Source organism: Kitasatospora saccharophila, assembly GCF_039529925.1.
Classification (GTDB): domain Bacteria; phylum Actinomycetota; class Actinomycetes; order Streptomycetales; family Streptomycetaceae; genus Kitasatospora; species Kitasatospora saccharophila.
On record NZ_BAAANS010000040.1, the window covers coordinates 36,484 to 53,765 of the forward strand.

Consider the following 17,282-nt stretch of genomic DNA (forward strand, 5'->3'; position numbering starts at 1 on the left):
CCCGCTCACGCGTCCCCGCCGCCGAACAGCCCCTGCTGCCGGGCGATCTCCCGGACGAACACCACCCCGTCCAGCCGCCCGAGTTCCGCCGGGTCCAGTCCGAAGTAGGTGTGGTCGGCCGGGACTCGCGCCTTGACCCCGCCCGACTCGCCGATGAACGCGTCGAGTTGCCTCGGGTCGAGGACGCTGCGCGGGAACGGGAGGGTGGCGAGGAGCCCTTCGAGGGTGTCGGGGGCCGGGTGGTCGTCGGGGGCGCGGTGGCCGAAGGCGGTGGCGAGGAAGGCGTAGCCGTCGCCGAGGCGGGATTCGAGCAGGGATCCGGCGCTCCACCACTGGAGCAGCTGTTCGCCGAGCGGGATGCGGGCGGCCGTGCGCTGGAGGTGCCGGTTGTGGGCGAAGAGCAGGGTCGGGCCGCGGCGGGCCTCGCGGTGGAGGATCGCCTCGACGTTGTCGGCGATCATCAGACCCCGTTGCCGCATCAGGGAGTTGAGCCGGTCGGGCCCGTCCCCGGCGGTCGCCGCGTGGTAGCGGAGCAGGCCGGTGGCGGTGCGGGCGTCGAGTTCGGCCTGCCAGAGCGCGTCCTGCTCGTGCTGGAACTGCGGGCGGTGCGCGGCCAGCAGGAGGTTCAACTCGTCGGCGAGCAGCCGCAGTCGGACGGCGTCCTCGGTGCGGCCGATCGAGCGGGCGGGGTCGAGGGCGGCGGCGGGTTCGGTCCAGCGGTCGTCCGGCCCGTGCAGGTAGAGCAACTCCTCGCGGGCGGGGAGGGGTTGGCCGGGGAGGCGGGTGGTCAGGAAGTCGTGCAGCCGGAGCAGCGCGGGGCCGGGTGCGGCGGCGCCGGTGTACTCCAGCGGGCCGTCCGCCCCGTAGAACCTGATCCGTTCGTCCGCCCCGGCCGAGGCGTTGAACTCCCGGGCCCAGCGCACGAGTTCGCGGTTCCCGGCGTACGCCCCGAAGCCGTGGCCGAAGCCCTCCCGCAGCACGGTGTCCAACTCGCCGTCCGCACCGTCCAGGTACGCGTCGACGGTGCGCGCGGCCAGGCAGTCGCTCTCGACCGCGATCGAGCGGTAGCCGTGCGCGGTGACCAGGTGGCGGAAGAGTTCGTTGCGGAGGTCGAGGAACTCCTCGGCGCCGTGGGTGGGCTCGCCGAGGGCGAGCAGCCGGGTGCCGGCGGGGACGAGGTCGGCGAGGGCGGCGGCGGTGAAGGGACGGGCGGCGTCCCCGAGCGAGGCGGCGGTCATGGCTTCCAACGTATCGTTGAAGTCACGGTGTAAGCTTTTCCGCTCCCAGCCCGGGAATCGACCAGGAAACCTTCAAACCCATGCCGCTGCGTCCGATCGACCTGGCCCGCGCGCACGGCCTGTCCGCCCAGGCGGTGCGCAACTACGAGGAGGCGGGCGTCCTCCCGGCCGCCGCCCGTTCCGCGCACGGGTACCGGCAGTACGGCGAGCGCCACGCGGCCGCGCTGCGGGCCTTCCTCGCGCTGCTGCCGGGGCACGGCCACCCGGCCGCCACCGCGATCATGTGCGCCGTCCACGCGGACGACCTGCCGGAGGCGCTGCGCCTGATCGACGACGGCCACGCCCTGCTCGCCGAGGACCGCCGCACCCTGGAGGCGGTCCGCACCGCGCTCGACCACCTGCCCGCCACCGACCCGCCGCCCGCCGCGACGCCCGCCGCCGGAACCCACATCGGTCCGCTCGCCCACCGCCTGGGCCTGCGCCCGGCCACCCTCCGCACCTGGGAGCGCGCGGGCCTGGTCACCCCGCCCCGGGACGCCCGCACCGGGTACCGGATGTACACCCCCGCACAGGTCCGCGAACTGCTCCTCGCCGAGCAACTCCGGCGCGGCGGGCACGGCTTGGCCCGCACCGCCGAGATCCTGGACCGGCTGCGCACGGCGGGCTCCCCGGCGGCGCTCCGCCCGACCCTGACCGCCTGGCAGGACCGACTGACCGCCCGCGGCCGCGCCCTGCTCGCCGGCTCGGCCGCCCTGCACGCCTACCTGGACCACCCGAACTGAGCCCCGCAGGCCGCCCGCCACCGCCCGCCACCTGCGAAAACCGCTGGCCTCAGCCGCCACCCGCCCTCCAGAATCCCGCCATGCACCCCGATGCCGCCACCACCGACGCCACCACCGACGACGCCGTCGAGATCGCCGCGCTGGTCGCCGACCTCGACGCGGAGTCGACCGCCACCGCCGAGGAGGCGCAGTACGGTCTGATCCACCTCGGCCCGCAGGTGCTGGACGCGGTGATCGCGGCGACGCCGACGCTGAACCCGTTCGGTCAGCTGTGCGCGATCGAGGTGTTCAACGCCTTCGACGACCGGCGCCCGGGCGAGGTACTGATCGGCCTGCTGGAGAGCGGAAACGCGGTGGTCCGCCAGTGGTCGGCGGAGGCCCTGGGCAGGCTGCGTGTCGAGGCGGCCGTCCCGGCACTGCGGCGGACGTACGCGGAGTTCAACCGGCGCGGCGAGGCGCCGGACGACTGCGAGGGCGGGGCGCTGCGCGAGGCGCTGACCGAGCTGGGGGCGCGCCGCGAGGTGGTGCCACCGCGCGTGAGGGAGTTGAGCGTGGACGGGGAGGGGTGGTGCTGGCCGGCGGCCCGTCTCCCGGAGGTGATCGGGGAGTTGGCGGCGCACGGGCAGGCGGTGCTGTACTTCATGCCCTGGGAGGTCCGGCCGGACGGGAGCCGGTACGGAGGGTCCGGCCCGGGCATCGACTGGGATGTGGACCGCTCCTGGCCGTGGGAACGGCTCGTCGAGCACTGCCGCGACTGGGCCCTGCTGGCCGCCGAGGCGGTCGAGCAGGGCCCGGAGCTGGTGGCGACGATCTGCTGGATCGACGCCGCCGACCTCTGAAGTCCCTTACGCGGTACCCCGGTTGGTGACGACCCCGTTGGACATGGTGAGCGGCACCGCCGTCTCGGCGAAGGCGTCCGGGTCGGCGGTGAGCGGGTCGAGGGCGAAGGCGGTGAGGTCGGCGCGCAGGCCGGGGGCGATCCGGCCGGTGTGCGCGGACTCGCCTGCGGCGCGGGCCGCGTGGGTGGTGTAGCCCTCCAGGGCCATCAGCGCGGTGAGGGCCTGGCCGGGGTTGACGGGCGCGGTGTCGGTTCCGGCGTGGCGGCGCAGTTGGGCGTAGGCGAGGACGCCGCGCGGGTCGTGGTGGGCGATCGGCCAGTCGGAGCCGAGCGCGAGGGTGGCGCCGGTGTCGCGCAGGGTGCGGCAGATCCAGGCGCGTTCGGCGCGTTCGGTGCCGAGCCGGGTGGACCAGGCGTCGGTGTGGTCGGCCCGGGTGTAGGCGGAGTGGGTGGGCTGCATGGACGCGGGGACGCCCAACTCGGCGAAGCGGCGGGCCTGTTCGTCGCCGAGGGTCTCGATGTGCTCGATCCGGTGCCGGCCGCGGCCCCGCCCGGGCAGCGCGGCGACGGTGTCGAGCACGTGCCGGACGCCCGCGTCGCCGATCGCGTGGGTGGCGGTGCGCACCCCGTACGCGTCCAACTGGCTTACCGCGTCGGTGTATTCGGCGGGATCGAGCCAGAGCGCAGCGGTTCCCTCGCCGTGGCAGTCGGGGCGTTCCAGCCAGGCGGAGCCGCCCTCCACGGTGCCGTCGACGAACAGCTTGACGCCGCCGACCAGCCAGTTGCGTCCGGATTCGCCTTGCAGTTCGGCGAGTTCGCGCAGCCCGTCGGCTCCGATGCCCGGCATGCACCAGGGGGCGATGCGCAGCCGCATCGGCAGGTGGCGGGTGTCCTCGATGGCGCGGACGAGTTCCAGGACGTCGCCCCCGGCGTCCATCACGTGCGCCCCGGCGAGGCCGCCGGCGGCCATCCGCAGCAGCAGTTCGTGCAGGGCGTCCCGGCGGCGGGCCAGCGGGAGGCTGGGCATGACGGCGGTGACCAGGTCCATCGCGGCGTGTTCGATCAGGTGGCCGGTGGGGGTGCCGTCGGGGTCGCAGACCACGGTGGCGCGCTGGGCGAAGGCGCGCGGGCCGGTCACCCCGGCGGCGCGCAGGGCGGCGCCGGTGGCGAGCGCGGAGTGGCCGTCGTAGAGCCGGACGAAGGCGGGGGTGTCGGGGCCGAGCACGTCCTCGATCGCCGAGCGGTGCACGGGGTGGTCGCCGAACGCGTTGTGGTCGAGGTTCCAGGCGAGCACCCACCCGTCGAGCCGTTCGGCCGTGGCGAGGGCGGCGCGCAGGCCGTCCAGGTCGCGGACGGCGGACAGGTCGGTGCCGGTGGAGAGTTCGAGGCCGAACGCGGGGTGGCTGTGGCCGTCGACCAGTCCGGGCACCAGGGTGGCGTCGCCGAGGTCGATCAGTTCGGTGCCGGGGCCGCGCCAGTCGCGGGCGTCGGCGGCGTCGCCGACGGCGGTGATCAGCCCGTCCGTGACGGCGACGGCGGTGGCGCCGGGCGCGGCGGTGCCGTCGAGGGTGTGGACGGTGCGGGCGAGGACGATGGTGTCGGGCGACACGGTGAACTCCTGGTGGTGCGGGGGTGGTTCGGCGGCCGGCCGCGGTCAGACCGCGCTGGGTACCGGCACGTCCGGGGACTCGGCCGGCTCGGCGCCGAAGCGGGCGTACACCTCGGGCCGCCGGGTCCGGGTGCGCAGCGCGTACAGCACGCCGGCGGCGAGGACGGCGGGGACGATCAGGATCAGGACCAGGTTGACGGTGGCGGAGGCGCCGGTCAGCAGCTCGATGTGGTCGACCACCAGCCAGAGCGCGCCGGTGAGCAGCACGGCGGCGGCGGCGGGCGCCACGACGGTGCGCAGCGCGCCCTCGCCGTGGCCGGGGCGGCGCCGGAACCAGCAGGGCACGGCGAGGGCGGCGAGCAGTTGCAGCGCGACCAGGGCGAGCATGCCGGGGGTGTTCACCCACAGCAGCAGTTGGGTGTACGGGTCGGCCCCGGCGGCGGCGAACACCGCCACGACGACCAGGGCGAGGACGCTCTGGGCGATCCCGGAGACGTACGGGGAGCGGTGCCGGGGGTGGATCCGGCCGAGTGCGCGGGGCAGCAGGCCCTCCTCGGCGAGGGCGAGGCCGTAGCGGCTGGTGGCGTTGTGGAAGGCGAGCAGCGAGGCCAGGATGCTGGTGACGATCAGCACGTGCATCAGGTCGGCGGCCCAGGCGCCGACGTACCGGTCGATGGCGGTGAAGAACAGGCCGCCCGGGTCCTGGGCGGCGGCCGCGACCACCTCGGTGTCGCCGTACGCCTGGATGACCGTCCACACCACGAAGGCGTAGAACACGCCGAGGAAGGCGACGGCCAGGTAGGTGGCGCGCGGGACGGTGCGGTCGGGGTCGCGGGCCTCGCGGCGGTAGATGACGGTGGACTCGAAGCCGGTGAACGCGGCGAAGGCCATCGCCAGCACGCCGGGCATGCCGCCGGTGAGGACGTTGCCGGGTGCGAAGGAGTGCGCGCTCAGGCCGTGCGCGCCGCCCTCGATCAGCACGGCGGCGGCGAGCAGCACCAGGATGCCGGTCTCGGCGAGCAGCAGGACGCCGAGCAGTTTGGCGCCGAAGTCGATCGAGCGGAAGCCGCCGTACCAGATCACCAGCAGGCCGATCAGCGCGGGCAGCAGCCAGGGGACGTCGTGGCCGGTGAGCGCCCGGACGGTGTCCCTGGTGGCCGAGCCGAGCAGGCCGAAGACGCCGATGTTCATGCCGAGGTAGCCGAGCAGGGCGAGCAGGGCGGCGCCGAACCCGGCGGGGCGGCCGAGGCCCTGGGTGATGTACGCGTAGAAGCCGCCGGCGTTGCGGACGTGGCGGCTCATGGTGGTGAAGCCGACCGCGAAGACGGCCAGCGTGACGCCTGCGGCGAGGTAGCCGACGGGGGCGCCGACGCCGCCGATCAGCAGGGCGAGCGGGGCGACGCCGGCCATCACGGTGAGCGGGGCGGCGGCGGAGACCACGAAGAAGGCGATGTCGGCGGTGCCGAGGCTGCCGCGGCGCAGCGTGGGTGCGCCGCCCGCGGCGGAGTGCGGGGTTTCGGTCATGGGGGTGCCCTTCTGGCGGCCGGGCGGGGGTCCGGCTGGTGGCCCGACGTCGGACGACCATAAACCTAAAGGTTGATGGTTTTGGCACCCTAGCCCGGCGCACTACCCTCTGGGAAGACCCGAAATCCGAGGTCACGGCGGTATCCGCACGGCACGCGACGGGGGCGGCAGCGATGGGACGGCCCAGCAAGGCCCTGCTCGACCGCGAGCGGATCGGCGCCACGGCGCTCGCCCTGGTCGACGAGAGCGGCGACTTCAGCGTCCCGCAGATCGCCCGCCGGCTCGGCGTGCAGACCGCCTCCGTCTACCACCACGTGGACGGCCGGGCCGGGATCGTCGAACTGCTCCGCGTCCAGGTCTCCGCCGCGATCGACCTCACCACCCTCGACCTGCGCCCCTGGGACGCCGCCCTGGAGGCGTGGGCCCGCTCCTACCGGGCCGCGTTCGCCGCCCACCCGCGCACCATCCTGCTGCTGACCACCAGTCAGGTGGCCGCCCCCGAGGTGCTCGACCAGTACGAGCGGGCCGCCGCCCTGCTGCTGGACAGCGGTTTCCCACCGCCCACCGCGATGCCGCTGCTGACCGCCGTGGAGAACCTGGTGCTCGGCTCCGTGCTCGACCTCGCCGCCCCCGAGACGGTCTGGGACCCGACCGCCGACACCCCCCGCCTCGCCGAGGCCCTGCGCGCCGCCGGGCCGGGGCGCAGCGACGCCGCGTTCGACCTGGCGCTCACCGCCCTGCTGACCCGGGCGCACGCCCTGCTGCCCTGACCGGCCCTCAGGCGAAAATGTAGGAAACCTACAACTCCACCGGGTGCGACTCAGTCCCGCCCGGCAGCCTTCCACGCCTGTTTCCCTTGGCAGAGTGGGGCCCATCGGATCACCGGCCCAACGCCGGCAGAGCCCGATCATTGTGCTGCCTTCACAACGGGAGTATCGCCATGCGCACCGCCCACGACACCGTCGTCATCACCGGCCTCGGGGCCACCACCCCGCTCGGCGGCACCGCCCCCGCCACCTGGCGGGCGATGTGCGAAGGGCACAACGGCATCCGCGCCCTCGACCGCCCGTGGGCCGCCGAACTGCCGATCCGGATCGCCGGACAGCTCGCCGTCGAACCCTCCACCGTCCTCGACCGGATCGAGGCCCGCCGCCTCGACCGCAGCGAACAGCTCGCCCTGATCGCCGCCCGCGAAGCCTGGGCCGACGCCGGACGCCCCGCCGTCGAGGGCGAACGGCTCGCCGTGGTCATCGGCACCGGCACCGGCGGCGCGGTCACCATGCTCGACCAGGACGACGTACTGGAACGCTCCGGCGTCCGCAAGGTCTCCCCGCACACCGTCCCGATGCTGATGGCCAACGGGCCCGCCGCCTGGGTCTCCATCGACCTCGGCGCCAAGGCCGGCGCCCACACCCCCGTCAGCGCGTGCGCCTCCGGCGCCGAGGCCCTCGCCCTCGCCGTGGACCTGATCCGCCTCGGCCGCGCCGACGTCGTCCTCGCCGGCGGCACCGAAGCCTGCCTGCACCCCCTCCCGCTGGCCGGGTTCGCCCAGGCCCGCGCCCACTCGCTGCGCAACGACGACCCGGCCGGCGCCTCCCGCCCCTTCGACACCGGACGCGACGGCTTCGTCATCGCCGAGGGCGCCGCGATGCTCGTCCTCGAACGCGCCACCCTGCGCCCGCACGCCCGCCGCTACGCCACCCTGGCCGGCGCCGCCGTCACCTCCGACGCCCACCACATCACCGCCGGCCACGCCGACGGCCAGGTCCGCGCCGTCCGCGGCGCCCTCGCCGACGCCGGCCTGCCCCCCGAGGCGATCGGCCTGGTGCACGCCCACGCCACCTCCACCCCGCTGGGCGACCTCACCGAAGCCGAGACCCTCGCCCGGGTCTTCGGCCCGCACCGCCCCGCCGTCACCGCCACCAAGTCCATGACCGGCCACCTCTTCGGCGCCGCCGGAGCCCTCTCCGCCCTCGCCACCGCCTACTCCCTCCACCACCAGCACGCCCCCGCCGTCCGCAACCTCACCACCCCCGACCCCGCCGCCCCCCTCGACCTCGTCACCACCTCCGGCCCGCGGCCCGCCACCGCCGCCCTCACCAACTCCTTCGGCTTCGGCGGCCACAACGCGGCCCTGGTCCTCACCACCGCCTGATCCCCTCCGCACACGAGCACGCACAACAGCGGCCCGGGGACCGTCAGGCACACGAGCACGCACAACAGCGGCCCGGGGACCGTCAGGCACACGAGCACGCACAACAGGGGCCCGGGGAACGGCGGGTCGATGCTGCTGACGGCCGGAGCCCATCGATGTGTCCGTGCTGCTGTGTGCCGTGAGCGGTACCCCCGAACCGCCCCCGCACGCCCGCCCTCGTCCAGCGCCCCCGCCAACCCCCCGGTGACGGCCGCCGTCGTGTCGGTGTCGCCGCCGAGGTCGATCACCGCCCGCAGCGCGCCCGCGAAGCCGCCGGTCTCCCGGAGCGCCCAGAGCGCCGAGCCGAGGCACGCCCACACCGCACCGTTGCCCTCCGTCGCCAGCTCCGGCCGCCAGTCCGGCGCGAGGACCCGCGCCCACCGCTCCCGGTGCTCGGCCCGCACCTCGCGGAGCGTCCGCGGCACCGCCGCCACCGGGTCGCCGCCGTCCAGGGCGACGCGCAGCAGTTCGTGCAGGATCGCGGTGCCCTCCCAGGCCGCGCCGTCGCCGTGGGTGAGCGCGGTGATCCGGCGCGCCGCGGCCATCGTCGCCGCGCGTCCCTGCGGCGCGAACCAGACCGCTCCGGTGACGGCCCGCATCAGCGCGCCGTTCCCGGCGGCCCGGCCCTCGGCCTGGAAGTGCAGGGCGGCGGCGAGGTCCCAGGGCAGTCCGCCGCCGAGCACGATCTCGGTCTGGATGCCGATGTCCTTGGGGTCGCCCGCCGCCCAGCCGCGGAACCGTTCGAACATCTCGGGCAGGTCGAGCCCGCCGGCCGCGAGCAGCGATTCGCCGAGGTGGACGGCCATCTGGGTGTCGTCGGTGGCCTCACCCGGGTCCCAGCCGCCGCCCCCGCACATCTCGGCGGGGCCGGGGAAGCGCGCCCCGAACGCCCCGGCCGGCCCGAACTCGAAGGGCGCGCCGAGCGCGTCCCCGACCGCCGAGCCGAGCACCGCCCCGACCACCCGCTCCCGCCGTCCCGGCACGTCCGCCTCACTCTCCGTAGCGCTCTCGCCCTCCGCTAGCCTGGTGGGCACGATGAACTGTTTCACCACCGCCTGGGGCGAGTTCGAGCTGGCCCGGTTCCCGGAGGATCCGCGCGAGCAGCTGCGCGCCTGGGACGCCGCCGACGACTACCTGCTGCGGCACCTGGACGAGGCGGCGGTGCCGCTGGACGGCGCGGTCACCGTCCTCGGCGACCGCTGGGGCGCGCTCTCCACCGCGCTGGCGGCGAAGGCCGGCCCGCTCACCGCGGTCACCGACTCGTACCTGGCCTCCCGGGCGATCGCCGCGAACCTGGCCCGCAACGGCCTCGACCCGGCCGCCGTGACGGTCCGCAGCACCCAGGACGCCCCGCCCGCGCGGATCGACGTGCTGCTGGTGCGGGTCCCGAAGAGCCTGGCCCTGCTGGAGGACCAGCTGCACCGGCTGGCCCCGGCCGTGCACGAGGGCACCGTGGTCGCGGGCACCGGCATGGTCACCGAGATCCACACCTCCACCCTGGAGCTGTTCGAGCGGATCCTCGGCCCGACCCGCACCTCGCTGGCGGTCCGCAAGGCCCGCCTGATCCACACCACCCCGAACACCGCGCCGGACGCCGGCCTCGCCCGTCCGGCCAACCCGTGGCCGCTGCGCTACCGGCTCCCGGACGGCATCGGCGTCCTGTCCGGCCGCCAGGTCGCCAACCAGGCGGGCGTGTTCTGCGCGGACCGCCTCGACATCGGCACCCGCTTCTTCCTCCAGCACCTGCCCGAGCCGACCGGCGGCCCGCGCCGGATCGTCGACCTGGGCTGCGGCAACGGCGTCCTCGGCACGGCCGCCGCGCTCGCCGACCCGAACGCCGAACTCCGCTTCGTGGACGAGTCGTTCCAAGCCGTGGCCTCCGCCGAGGAGACCTTCCGCGGCAACCTCGGCCCCGACCGGGCCGCCGAGTTCCTGGTCGGCGACGCCCTCGCCGACCTCCCCACCGCCTCCGCCGACCTGGTCCTGCTCAACCCCCCGTTCCACTCCCACCAGGCCACCACCGACGCCATCGCCCGGCGGATGTTCACCGGTGCCCGCCGCGTCCTGCGCCCGGGCGGCGAACTGCGGGTGGTCGGCAACCGCCACCTCGGCTACCACGTCACCCTGCGCCGCCTGTTCGGCAACTGCCGCACGGTGGCGGGCAGTCCGAAGTTCACGATCCTGAGCACCGTCCGCCGGTGAGCCCCGCGACCGGCGGGCTGCTCGCCGAGTGGCCCGAGGCCGCGTTCCCGGAGAAGCCCGACTGCTACGGCGCCACCCACGTCCCCTCCCCGGTCGCCGCGCTCGGCCCGGACGGCGGCCGCCTCGCCGTCGGGCTCCCGGGCGCCGTCGCCGTGATCGACCTGCCCGCAGTGGTCTGAACCCCTCCCCTCCCTGGTGCGTGCGCCGTCCGGGCCGTGCTCTAGGGTGAGCGCCGTTTCACCGTGGAAGATCGCCGTGGAGACCCCCGCGGCCGAGCACCACCGCCCAGGGGAGGACCCGCACATGGCCGCCACGCATCCCGATCCGGGGGCCCCGGCTCCCGAGCCGCCGCCGACCTGCTTCCGGCACGCCGACCGGGAGTCGTACGTCCGCTGCACCCGCTGCGACCGCAACGTCTGCCCGGCCTGCCGGCGCGAGGCGGCCGTCGGCTACCAGTGCGTGGAGTGCGTCAAGTCCGGCCACCAGGGCGTCCGGCAGGCCCGGACGGCGTTCGGCGGCCGGATCACCTCCCGCCCGTACGCGACCCTCGTGCTGATCGCGCTGAACGTGGCCGCGTACCTGGTCGAACTGGTCCGGCCGGAGACGGTGAACCGCTTCGCGGTGCTGGGCTCGAACGTCCTGCCGCCGCCCCCGGACGCCGACCCGTACACGTACGTGCCGCACTTCTCGGGCATCGCGCACGGCGAGTGGGAGCGGCTGATCACCGGCGCGTTCCTGCACCTGGAGCCGACCGCGTGGCCGATGGGCGTCCTGCACATCGTGTTCAACATGTACTGGCTGTGGAACCTGGGCCAGGTGGTCGAGAACCGGCTCGGCGTGCTGCGCTTCCTCGCGCTGTACCTGCTGTCCGCGCTGGGCTCCTCCGCCCTGACCTACTGGCTCGCCCCGGAGACCCTGGCGATGGGCGCCTCCGGCGCGGTCTTCGGCCTGGCCGGCGGGTACTGGGTGCTCAGCCGCCGCCAGGGCTACGACCCGCTCGGCGGCAACCAGATGCTGGTCACCCTGGTGCTGTGGATGGTGCTCTCGGCGGGCTTCACCTCCTGGCAGGGCCACCTGGGCGGCCTGCTCACCGGCCTGGCCGCCGGCGCCGCCCTCGGCTACGCGCCGAAGCAGCAGCGCGGGCTCGTCCAGTCCATCAACCTGGCGGCCGTGCTCACGGTGGTGGCGATAGTGATCGTGATAGCCACCGACCATGCACCGCACGTCAGTTGACGATCCGTCAGCCGATCTCCCGGTACGCCGCACCGAGCAGCGCCGCCGCCTCGCGCAGCCGCTGCTCGGCCGGCACCGCGTACCCGAGCGCGACGGCCCCCGGGCCGGGCAACAGCCGCCCGGGGGCGACCGGCGCGATCCGCACCCCGCGCCGCAGCGCGGCCGCCACCAGCTCCGACTCGTCGGCGCCGGGCGGCAGTTCGGCGTACAGGTGCAGACCGGCGGCGACCCCGCGCAGCCCGGCCCGCGGCAGGTGCTCGCGCAGGCCGGCCACCAGCGCGTCGCGGCGGGCCCGGTAGCGGGGGCGGACGGCGCGCAGGTGGCGGTCGTAGCCGCCGCCCTCCAGCAGTGCGGCGAAGGCGAGTTGGTCGATCGCGCCGGTACCGAGGTCGGCGTAGCGCTTGGCCTCCCGGAAGTCCCCGACCAGCCAGGAGGGCAGCACTGCCCAGCCGAGCCGCAGCCCGGGCGCCAGGGTCTTGCTGAGCGAGCCCAGGTACACCGTCCGCTCGGGCGCCAACCCCTGGACGGCACCCAGTGGTTCGCGGTCGTAGCGGAACTCGGCGTCGTAGTCGTCCTCCACCACCAGCCCGCCGGCCCGCGCCCAGGCGGCGAGTTCGCCCCGCCGGCGGGCCGACAGCACGACCCCGGTGGGGTACTGGTGGGCGGGCGTGACCAGCACCGCGTCCGCCCCGCTCGCCGCCAACTCGCTCACCACCAGGCCCTCCTGGTCGACGGGTACGCCGACCGGCTCGATGCCGTGGGCGCGCAGCAGGTCCAGGGTGCCGGGCGAGGCCGGGTCCTCCAGCGCGATCCGCCGCCGCCCGTGCCGGGCCAGCACCCCGGTCAGCAGCGCCAGCCCCTGCCCGACCCCGCTGACCACCGCCACCCGCTCCGGCCGCGCGGCCACCGCCCGCACCCGGCCCAGGTAGGCCGCCAACTCCCCGCGCAGCTGCGGCAGTCCGGCCGGATCGCCGTACCCCAGGTCCCGGTTCGCGACCCCCTGCAGCGCCCGCCGCACCGCCCCCGCCCAGGCCGTCCGCGGGAACGCCCCCAGGTCGGGCGAGCCCGGCTTCAGGTCGTACCGCGGCTCGGCCGCCACCGCCCGGACGTCCGCCCCCGGCGGCTCGGCCGCCACCCCGTCCGCGACCCTGGTCCCCGACCCCTGCCGTCCCACCAGGTAGCCCTCGGCGGCGAGTTGCTCGTACGCCTCGACCACCACCCCGCGCGAGACGCCCAGTTGGACGGCCAGCGCCCGGCTCGCGGGCAGCCGCGCCCCGGCGACCAGCCGGCCGTCCCGCACCGCCGCCCGCAGCTCCCGGGTCAGCCGCCCGGCCAGCTCCCCGCCGCCCTCCCCCAGCGTGATCAGCAACTCCCGCACGCCGCACACCCCTTCCTTCCACCCGGAGCAAGAACGGCGGGAAGCGAATTCAGGGACTCGGGGAACCGTCGGCAGACGAGCATGCACCACCAGGGGCCCGGGGAACGGCGGGTCGATGCTGCTGGTGGCCGGAGCCCATCGAAGTGTCCGTGCTGCTGCGTGCCGTGAACAGAACCAGAAGCCCACGCGCGCAACGGCAGTGAACCGTCAGCAGCCCCGGCCTCGCCGTTCCCCGAGCCCCTGAATGCGCACCCCTGTTCCGCTACGCACCCCAACCTACTCGATTGGTCTGCTCCACGACCCCCCAAGTGGCCCTGGGAACCGAACCACTCTCCTCCTAGCGTGGCTCCCATGACACCCACCACCCCCGCCGGCTCCGGCCGCGCGGCCGCCGCGATGTCCCTGCTCGGCGCGTCCACCGGCGTGACCGCCGCCTTCTCCTCCTTCCCGGTGGCCGGCGGCCAGGCGCTGCGCTACACCCTGGCGGCCGCGGTGCTGCTGCCGCTGGCCCGCCGCCGGCCGCGGCTCGCGCACCGGCTGACGGGGCGCGAACTCGCCCTGCTGCTGGCCCTGTCCGCCACCGGCCTGTTCGGGTTCAACCTGCTGCTGGTCGCCGCGCTGCGGCACACCGACCCGGCGGTGGTCGGCAGCGTGGTCGGCTGCACCCCGCTGCTGCTGGGCGTGGCCGGCCCGCTGCTGGCCCGCCGCCGTCCGGCGGCCCGGCTGCTGGTGGCGGCGGCCCTGGTGGTGGGCGGCGCGGCGCTCACCCAGGGCTTCGGCCACGGCGACGCGCTCGGCCTGCTGCTGGCGACCGGCACCCTGCTGTGCGAGGCGGCCTTCTCGCTGCTGGCCGTCCCGCTGCTGCCCCGGCTCGGCCCGGTCCGGGTGTCCGCGTACACCACGCTGATGGCGGTGCCGCTGTTCGCCGTGACGGCCGCCCTCTCCCCGTCCGCGCTGCGCGCGCCCACCGGCGGGGAACTGCTCGCCCTGCTCTACCTCGGTGCGGTGCTGACCTGCGGCGCGTTCCTGCTCTGGTACTCGGCGCTGACCGTGCTCCCGGCGGACCGGGCGGGCCTGTTCGGCGGCCTGATCCCGCTCACCGCGACCCTCTCCGGCGCGCTGCTGACCGCCACCGCCCCCACCCCGCCGCAGTTCCTCGGCGCCGCCCTGGTCACCGCCGCCCTGCTCTTCGGCGCCACCACCGCCAACCCCGCGACCCCCGCCACCGCCGCCGCCACCACCTGACCCCCGTACGGCCCGTACGGCCCGCACAACTCGCACCCCCCGCACAGCTCTCCGGCCCCCGCAACCCACCGCCCCGCCCATCGCCCTCACGCACCGTCACCCTTCCCCCGGGCGGCCACTCGTCCGGGCCGCAGCCGTTGCCACCCCGCCGAAACGTCCGCTTAGGCTGGGCCGCGATGACAGTCGACCGCCGCAGTGTTCTGCGTTCCGCCTCCCGCCTGGCCGCGTTGAGCGCCGCCGGCGGCCTCGTCGCCGCTTGCGGCGGCCCCTCCGACGGCCCCGGTGCGAACGGCCCCTCGGTGGCGGCCCGTCCGCAGCCCGCGCACCTGACCGAGTCGCCGAGCCAGAGCCCGAGCCCGACTCCGACTCCGAGCCCGAGCGCCTCCCCGTCCCCGTCCGCGACCCCGTTCGCGCTGCCCCCGCTGGCCCCGGACACCCCGCTGGAGGTGGTGACCGGGCCGCACAGCAGGCCGCAGCTGGCGCTGACCTTCCACGGCCAGGGCGATCCGGCGATCGCCACCGCGCTGCTGGAGGCCGCCGAGCAGCGCGGCGCCCGGCTGACCGTGCTGGCGGTGGGCAGCTGGCTGGACGAGCAGCCGCAGATCGCGCAGCGGATCCTGTCCGGCGGCCACGAGTTGGGCAACCACACCCAGAACCACCTGGACATCTCCTCGATGCGCCCGGAGCAGGCGCGCGAGGAGATAGCCCAGTGCGCGCAGCGCCTCCAGCGCTTGACCGGTTCGATCGGCCGCTGGTTCCGGCCGTCCGCCACGCAGTACGCGAACACGATGCTCAAGGAGCAGGCGCAGCAGGTTGGTTACGCGCACGTGCTGTCCTTCGACGTCGATCCGCGCGACTACGCGGACCCGGGCGCGGACGCGGTGACCCGCCGGGTGCTGAAGGCGGCGGCGGCCGGTTCGGTGGTCGCCCTGCACATGGGCCACCCGGGCACGGTGACGGCCCTGCCGGAGATCCTGGACGGGCTCGCGGAGCAGGGCCTGCACGCGGTGACGGCCTCCGAACTCTGCGCCTGAGCAAGGCCCCCGCCGTGGCATGCTCGTCCCCATGCGCTACATCTTCCTGGGCGCCGGCGCGGTCGGCGGCACCATCGGCGGACGCCTGCACCGCGGCGGCCGCGACGTCCTGCTGGTCGCCCGCGGCCCGCACCTGGCCGCGCTGCGCGCCGACGGCCTGCGGCTGACCGTCCCGGACGGCACCCACCTGCTGCCGGTCCCGGCGGTCGGCGGCCCGGAGGAGGTCGAGCTGACCCCGGACGACGTGCTGGTGCTGGCGGTGAAGACCCAGCACTCGGCGGCCCTGCTCGACCAGTGGGCGCCCCGCCCGGTCGCGGGCGGCGGGACGGCGGGCGAGCGGCTGCCGCTGGTGTGCGCGCAGAACGGCGTGGAGAACGAGCGGCTGGCGCTGCGCCGCTTCGCCCGGGTGTACGGGATGTGCGTGTGGCTGCCGTCCACCCACCTGGAGCCGGGCGCGGTCTCGGCGGCGGGCTCGCCCCGCTCGGGCGTGCTGCACCTGGGCCGCTACCCGCACGGCACGGACGGGACGGCCGCCCGGATCGCCGCCGACCTGGACGACTCGCACTTCGACGGGTACGCGGTCGAGGACGTGATGGCCTGGAAGTACGCGAAGCTGCTGAGCAACCTGGGCAACGCGCTGGAGGCGGTGGCCGGCCCGATCGACGGCGAGCTGCGGATGCGGCTGTGGCGGCGGGCCCTGGCGGAGGGCGGGGCGGTGCTGGCGGCCGCCGGGATCACGTACCCGTCCGAGGAGGAGCAGCGGGCCAGGCGCGGCGACCGGGTGACGCTGCTGCCGCTGGCGGGCGCGGCGCGCAGCGGCGGTTCGTCCTGGCAGTCGCTGGTGCGCGGCACCGGCGACATCGAGGCCGACTACCTGAACGGCGAGGTGGTCCTGCTGGGCCGCCTGCACGGGGTGCCGACGCCGCTCAACGCGGCCCTGCAGCGCCTGGCCGCCGCCTTCGCCCGCGAGGGCCGGCCGGCCGGCTCCCTCCCGGAGGCCGACCTGGCCGACCTGGCCGACCTGCTCGACGCCTGAACGGGCGTCACCCCATCGGGTCGTCCGGTCCGTACGGGCGCAGCCGCAGCGTGCGGGCGTCGGTGGAGCGGATGGTGGCGGCGGAGGCCACCAGGGTCTCCAGGTTGTCGCGCCCGGCGTGCAGGAAGCGCCCGTGCAGCCCGTCGAAGCGGCCGCGGGCGGCGTCGACGGTGACGGCGACCATGTACGGGATGGAGCCCCATGCCTTCATGTCCCGGAACATCTCCATCCCGGCGGTCGTCTCGGTGGCGACCGCGCCGGGGCTGATGTCGAGCACCACGACGCCGTGCCTGCCGACCGAGTCGGCGATGTTGTCGGAGAGCTGGAGCAGCGCGCCCTTGGAGGTGGCGTAGGCGGTGTAGTGGCCGTCGGGGCGCAGCGCGAAGCCGCTGTTGAGGTTGACGACCCGGCCGCGGCGGCGCTGCACCATGCCGGGCAGGACGTTGCGCAGCAGGTTGTAGGGGCCGCGCAGGTTGGTCTCGACGACCTGCCACCACTGGGCGGGGTCGGTCTCCCAGATCGGCACCTCGGCGCGGTCGACCTGCCCGGCGTTGTTGACCAGCAGGTCGACGGGGCCGAGGTCGCGCTCGATCGAGCGGACGGCCTCCCGGACGGCGCCGGGGCGGGTGACGTCGGCGGTGACGGCGACGCCGCGGGCGCCGTGCCGCACGCACTCCTTGAGGGTGGCGATCAGCTTGTCCTGGGTGCGGCCGATCAGTCCGACGGCCATGCCCTCGGCGGCCAGCCCGATGGCGATCTCGCGGCCGATGCCGCGTCCGGCCCCCGTGACCAGTCCGACCTGTCCGGCGAGTGATCCCGTCCCCATGTCCTGCTCCCTCCTCCGGCTGGACCTCCGCATTGTGGTCCGCCCCGGGGGGCGCACGGGGGAGCGCGCGCGGCGCACCGCCGACGCCCACCCGTTCGGCCCAGCGCCCGGCGCGCCGCCGTCGTCGGCACGCACCGATGTGA

15 protein-coding genes and 1 pseudogene are annotated in these 17,282 nt (G+C 75.5%); 10 read left to right on the forward strand and 6 right to left on the reverse strand.

Going from position 1 to position 17,282, the window contains the following annotated elements; translation table 11 throughout:
• Positions 1–5: 5 nt before the first annotated feature.
• Positions 6–1,238 (reverse strand): erythromycin esterase family protein, encoded by a 1,233-nt coding sequence (locus tag ABD345_RS26370; RefSeq protein WP_344555283.1) that lies wholly within the window; start codon positions 1,236–1,238, stop codon positions 6–8.
• Between the two features lie 80 nt (positions 1,239–1,318).
• On the opposite strand from ABD345_RS26370, the gene ABD345_RS26375 reads away from it, so the two are divergent.
• Positions 1,319–2,020, forward strand: coding sequence for a MerR family transcriptional regulator (locus tag ABD345_RS26375; RefSeq protein WP_344555285.1), 702 nt, complete (start codon positions 1,319–1,321; stop codon positions 2,018–2,020).
• 80 nt (positions 2,021–2,100) lie between these two features.
• A complete protein-coding gene (locus ABD345_RS26380; protein ID WP_344555287.1) occupies positions 2,101–2,859 on the forward strand; it encodes a HEAT repeat domain-containing protein in 759 nt (252 codons plus the stop codon).
• A gap of 6 nt (positions 2,860–2,865) precedes the next feature.
• Here the strand turns inward: ABD345_RS26380 and ABD345_RS26385 are convergent, their stop codons facing one another.
• Positions 2,866–4,467 (reverse strand): amidohydrolase, encoded by a 1,602-nt coding sequence (locus tag ABD345_RS26385; protein ID WP_344555289.1) that lies wholly within the window; start codon positions 4,465–4,467, stop codon positions 2,866–2,868.
• Positions 4,468–4,512: 45 nt separating this feature from the next.
• On the reverse strand, positions 4,513–5,991 hold the full coding sequence (locus ABD345_RS26390) for an APC family permease (protein WP_344555291.1): 1,479 nt from the start codon (positions 5,989–5,991) through the stop codon (positions 4,513–4,515).
• Positions 5,992–6,164: 173 nt separating this feature from the next.
• On the opposite strand from ABD345_RS26390, the gene ABD345_RS26395 reads away from it, so the two are divergent.
• Together ABD345_RS26395 and ABD345_RS26400 are read left to right on the forward strand one after the other, a co-directional pair.
• The gene (locus tag ABD345_RS26395) at positions 6,165–6,761 is read left to right on the forward strand and encodes a TetR/AcrR family transcriptional regulator (protein ID WP_344555293.1); all 597 of its coding nucleotides are present in this window, start codon (positions 6,165–6,167) and stop codon (positions 6,759–6,761) included.
• Between the two features lie 170 nt (positions 6,762–6,931).
• Positions 6,932–8,146, forward strand: coding sequence for a beta-ketoacyl-[acyl-carrier-protein] synthase family protein (locus tag ABD345_RS26400; protein WP_344555295.1), 1,215 nt, complete (start codon positions 6,932–6,934; stop codon positions 8,144–8,146).
• Between the two features lie 221 nt (positions 8,147–8,367).
• Here the strand turns inward: ABD345_RS26400 and ABD345_RS26405 are convergent.
• Positions 8,368–9,168: pseudogene (locus ABD345_RS26405) on the reverse strand (ADP-ribosylglycohydrolase family protein); the annotation flags it as partial.
• A 52-nt stretch (positions 9,169–9,220) separates the two neighbouring features.
• Here ABD345_RS26405 and ABD345_RS26410 point away from each other — a divergent pair.
• The 3 genes from ABD345_RS26410 (at position 9,221) to ABD345_RS26420 (ending at position 11,620) form a co-directional block, all read left to right on the forward strand.
• Positions 9,221–10,387: a methyltransferase gene (locus ABD345_RS26410; protein WP_344555297.1), complete on the forward strand. Its 1,167-nt coding sequence runs from the start codon at positions 9,221–9,223 to the stop codon at positions 10,385–10,387.
• On the forward strand, positions 10,384–10,566 hold the full coding sequence (locus ABD345_RS26415) for a hypothetical protein (RefSeq protein WP_344555299.1): 183 nt from the start codon (positions 10,384–10,386) through the stop codon (positions 10,564–10,566). Before ABD345_RS26410 ends, ABD345_RS26415 begins: the two co-directional genes overlap by 4 nt.
• A gap of 124 nt (positions 10,567–10,690) precedes the next feature.
• Positions 10,691–11,620, forward strand: a complete 930-nt coding sequence (locus tag ABD345_RS26420) for a rhomboid family intramembrane serine protease (protein WP_344555301.1) — start codon at positions 10,691–10,693, stop codon at positions 11,618–11,620.
• A gap of 7 nt (positions 11,621–11,627) precedes the next feature.
• On the opposite strand, the gene pdxR is transcribed toward ABD345_RS26420, so the two are convergent.
• Positions 11,628–12,998: a MocR-like pyridoxine biosynthesis transcription factor PdxR gene (gene pdxR / locus ABD345_RS26425; RefSeq protein WP_344555303.1), complete on the reverse strand. Its 1,371-nt coding sequence runs from the start codon at positions 12,996–12,998 to the stop codon at positions 11,628–11,630.
• Positions 12,999–13,349: 351 nt separating this feature from the next.
• On the opposite strand from pdxR, the gene ABD345_RS26430 reads away from it, so the two are divergent.
• The 3 genes from ABD345_RS26430 to ABD345_RS26440 all read left to right on the forward strand — a co-directional run bounded on the left by ABD345_RS26430 (position 13,350) and on the right by ABD345_RS26440 (position 16,313).
• Positions 13,350–14,243: a DMT family transporter gene (locus ABD345_RS26430; protein ID WP_344555304.1), complete on the forward strand. Its 894-nt coding sequence runs from the start codon at positions 13,350–13,352 to the stop codon at positions 14,241–14,243.
• A gap of 176 nt (positions 14,244–14,419) precedes the next feature.
• Entirely contained in the window at positions 14,420–15,277 is an 858-nt protein-coding gene (locus ABD345_RS26435) for a polysaccharide deacetylase family protein (RefSeq protein ID WP_344555306.1), read from the forward strand.
• A 31-nt stretch (positions 15,278–15,308) separates the two neighbouring features.
• Positions 15,309–16,313: a ketopantoate reductase family protein gene (locus tag ABD345_RS26440; RefSeq protein WP_344555308.1), complete on the forward strand. Its 1,005-nt coding sequence runs from the start codon at positions 15,309–15,311 to the stop codon at positions 16,311–16,313.
• A gap of 7 nt (positions 16,314–16,320) precedes the next feature.
• Here the strand turns inward: ABD345_RS26440 and ABD345_RS26445 are convergent, their stop codons facing one another.
• Positions 16,321–17,139, reverse strand: coding sequence for an SDR family NAD(P)-dependent oxidoreductase (locus ABD345_RS26445; RefSeq protein WP_344555310.1), 819 nt, complete (start codon positions 17,137–17,139; stop codon positions 16,321–16,323).
• Positions 17,140–17,282 lie beyond the last annotated feature (143 nt).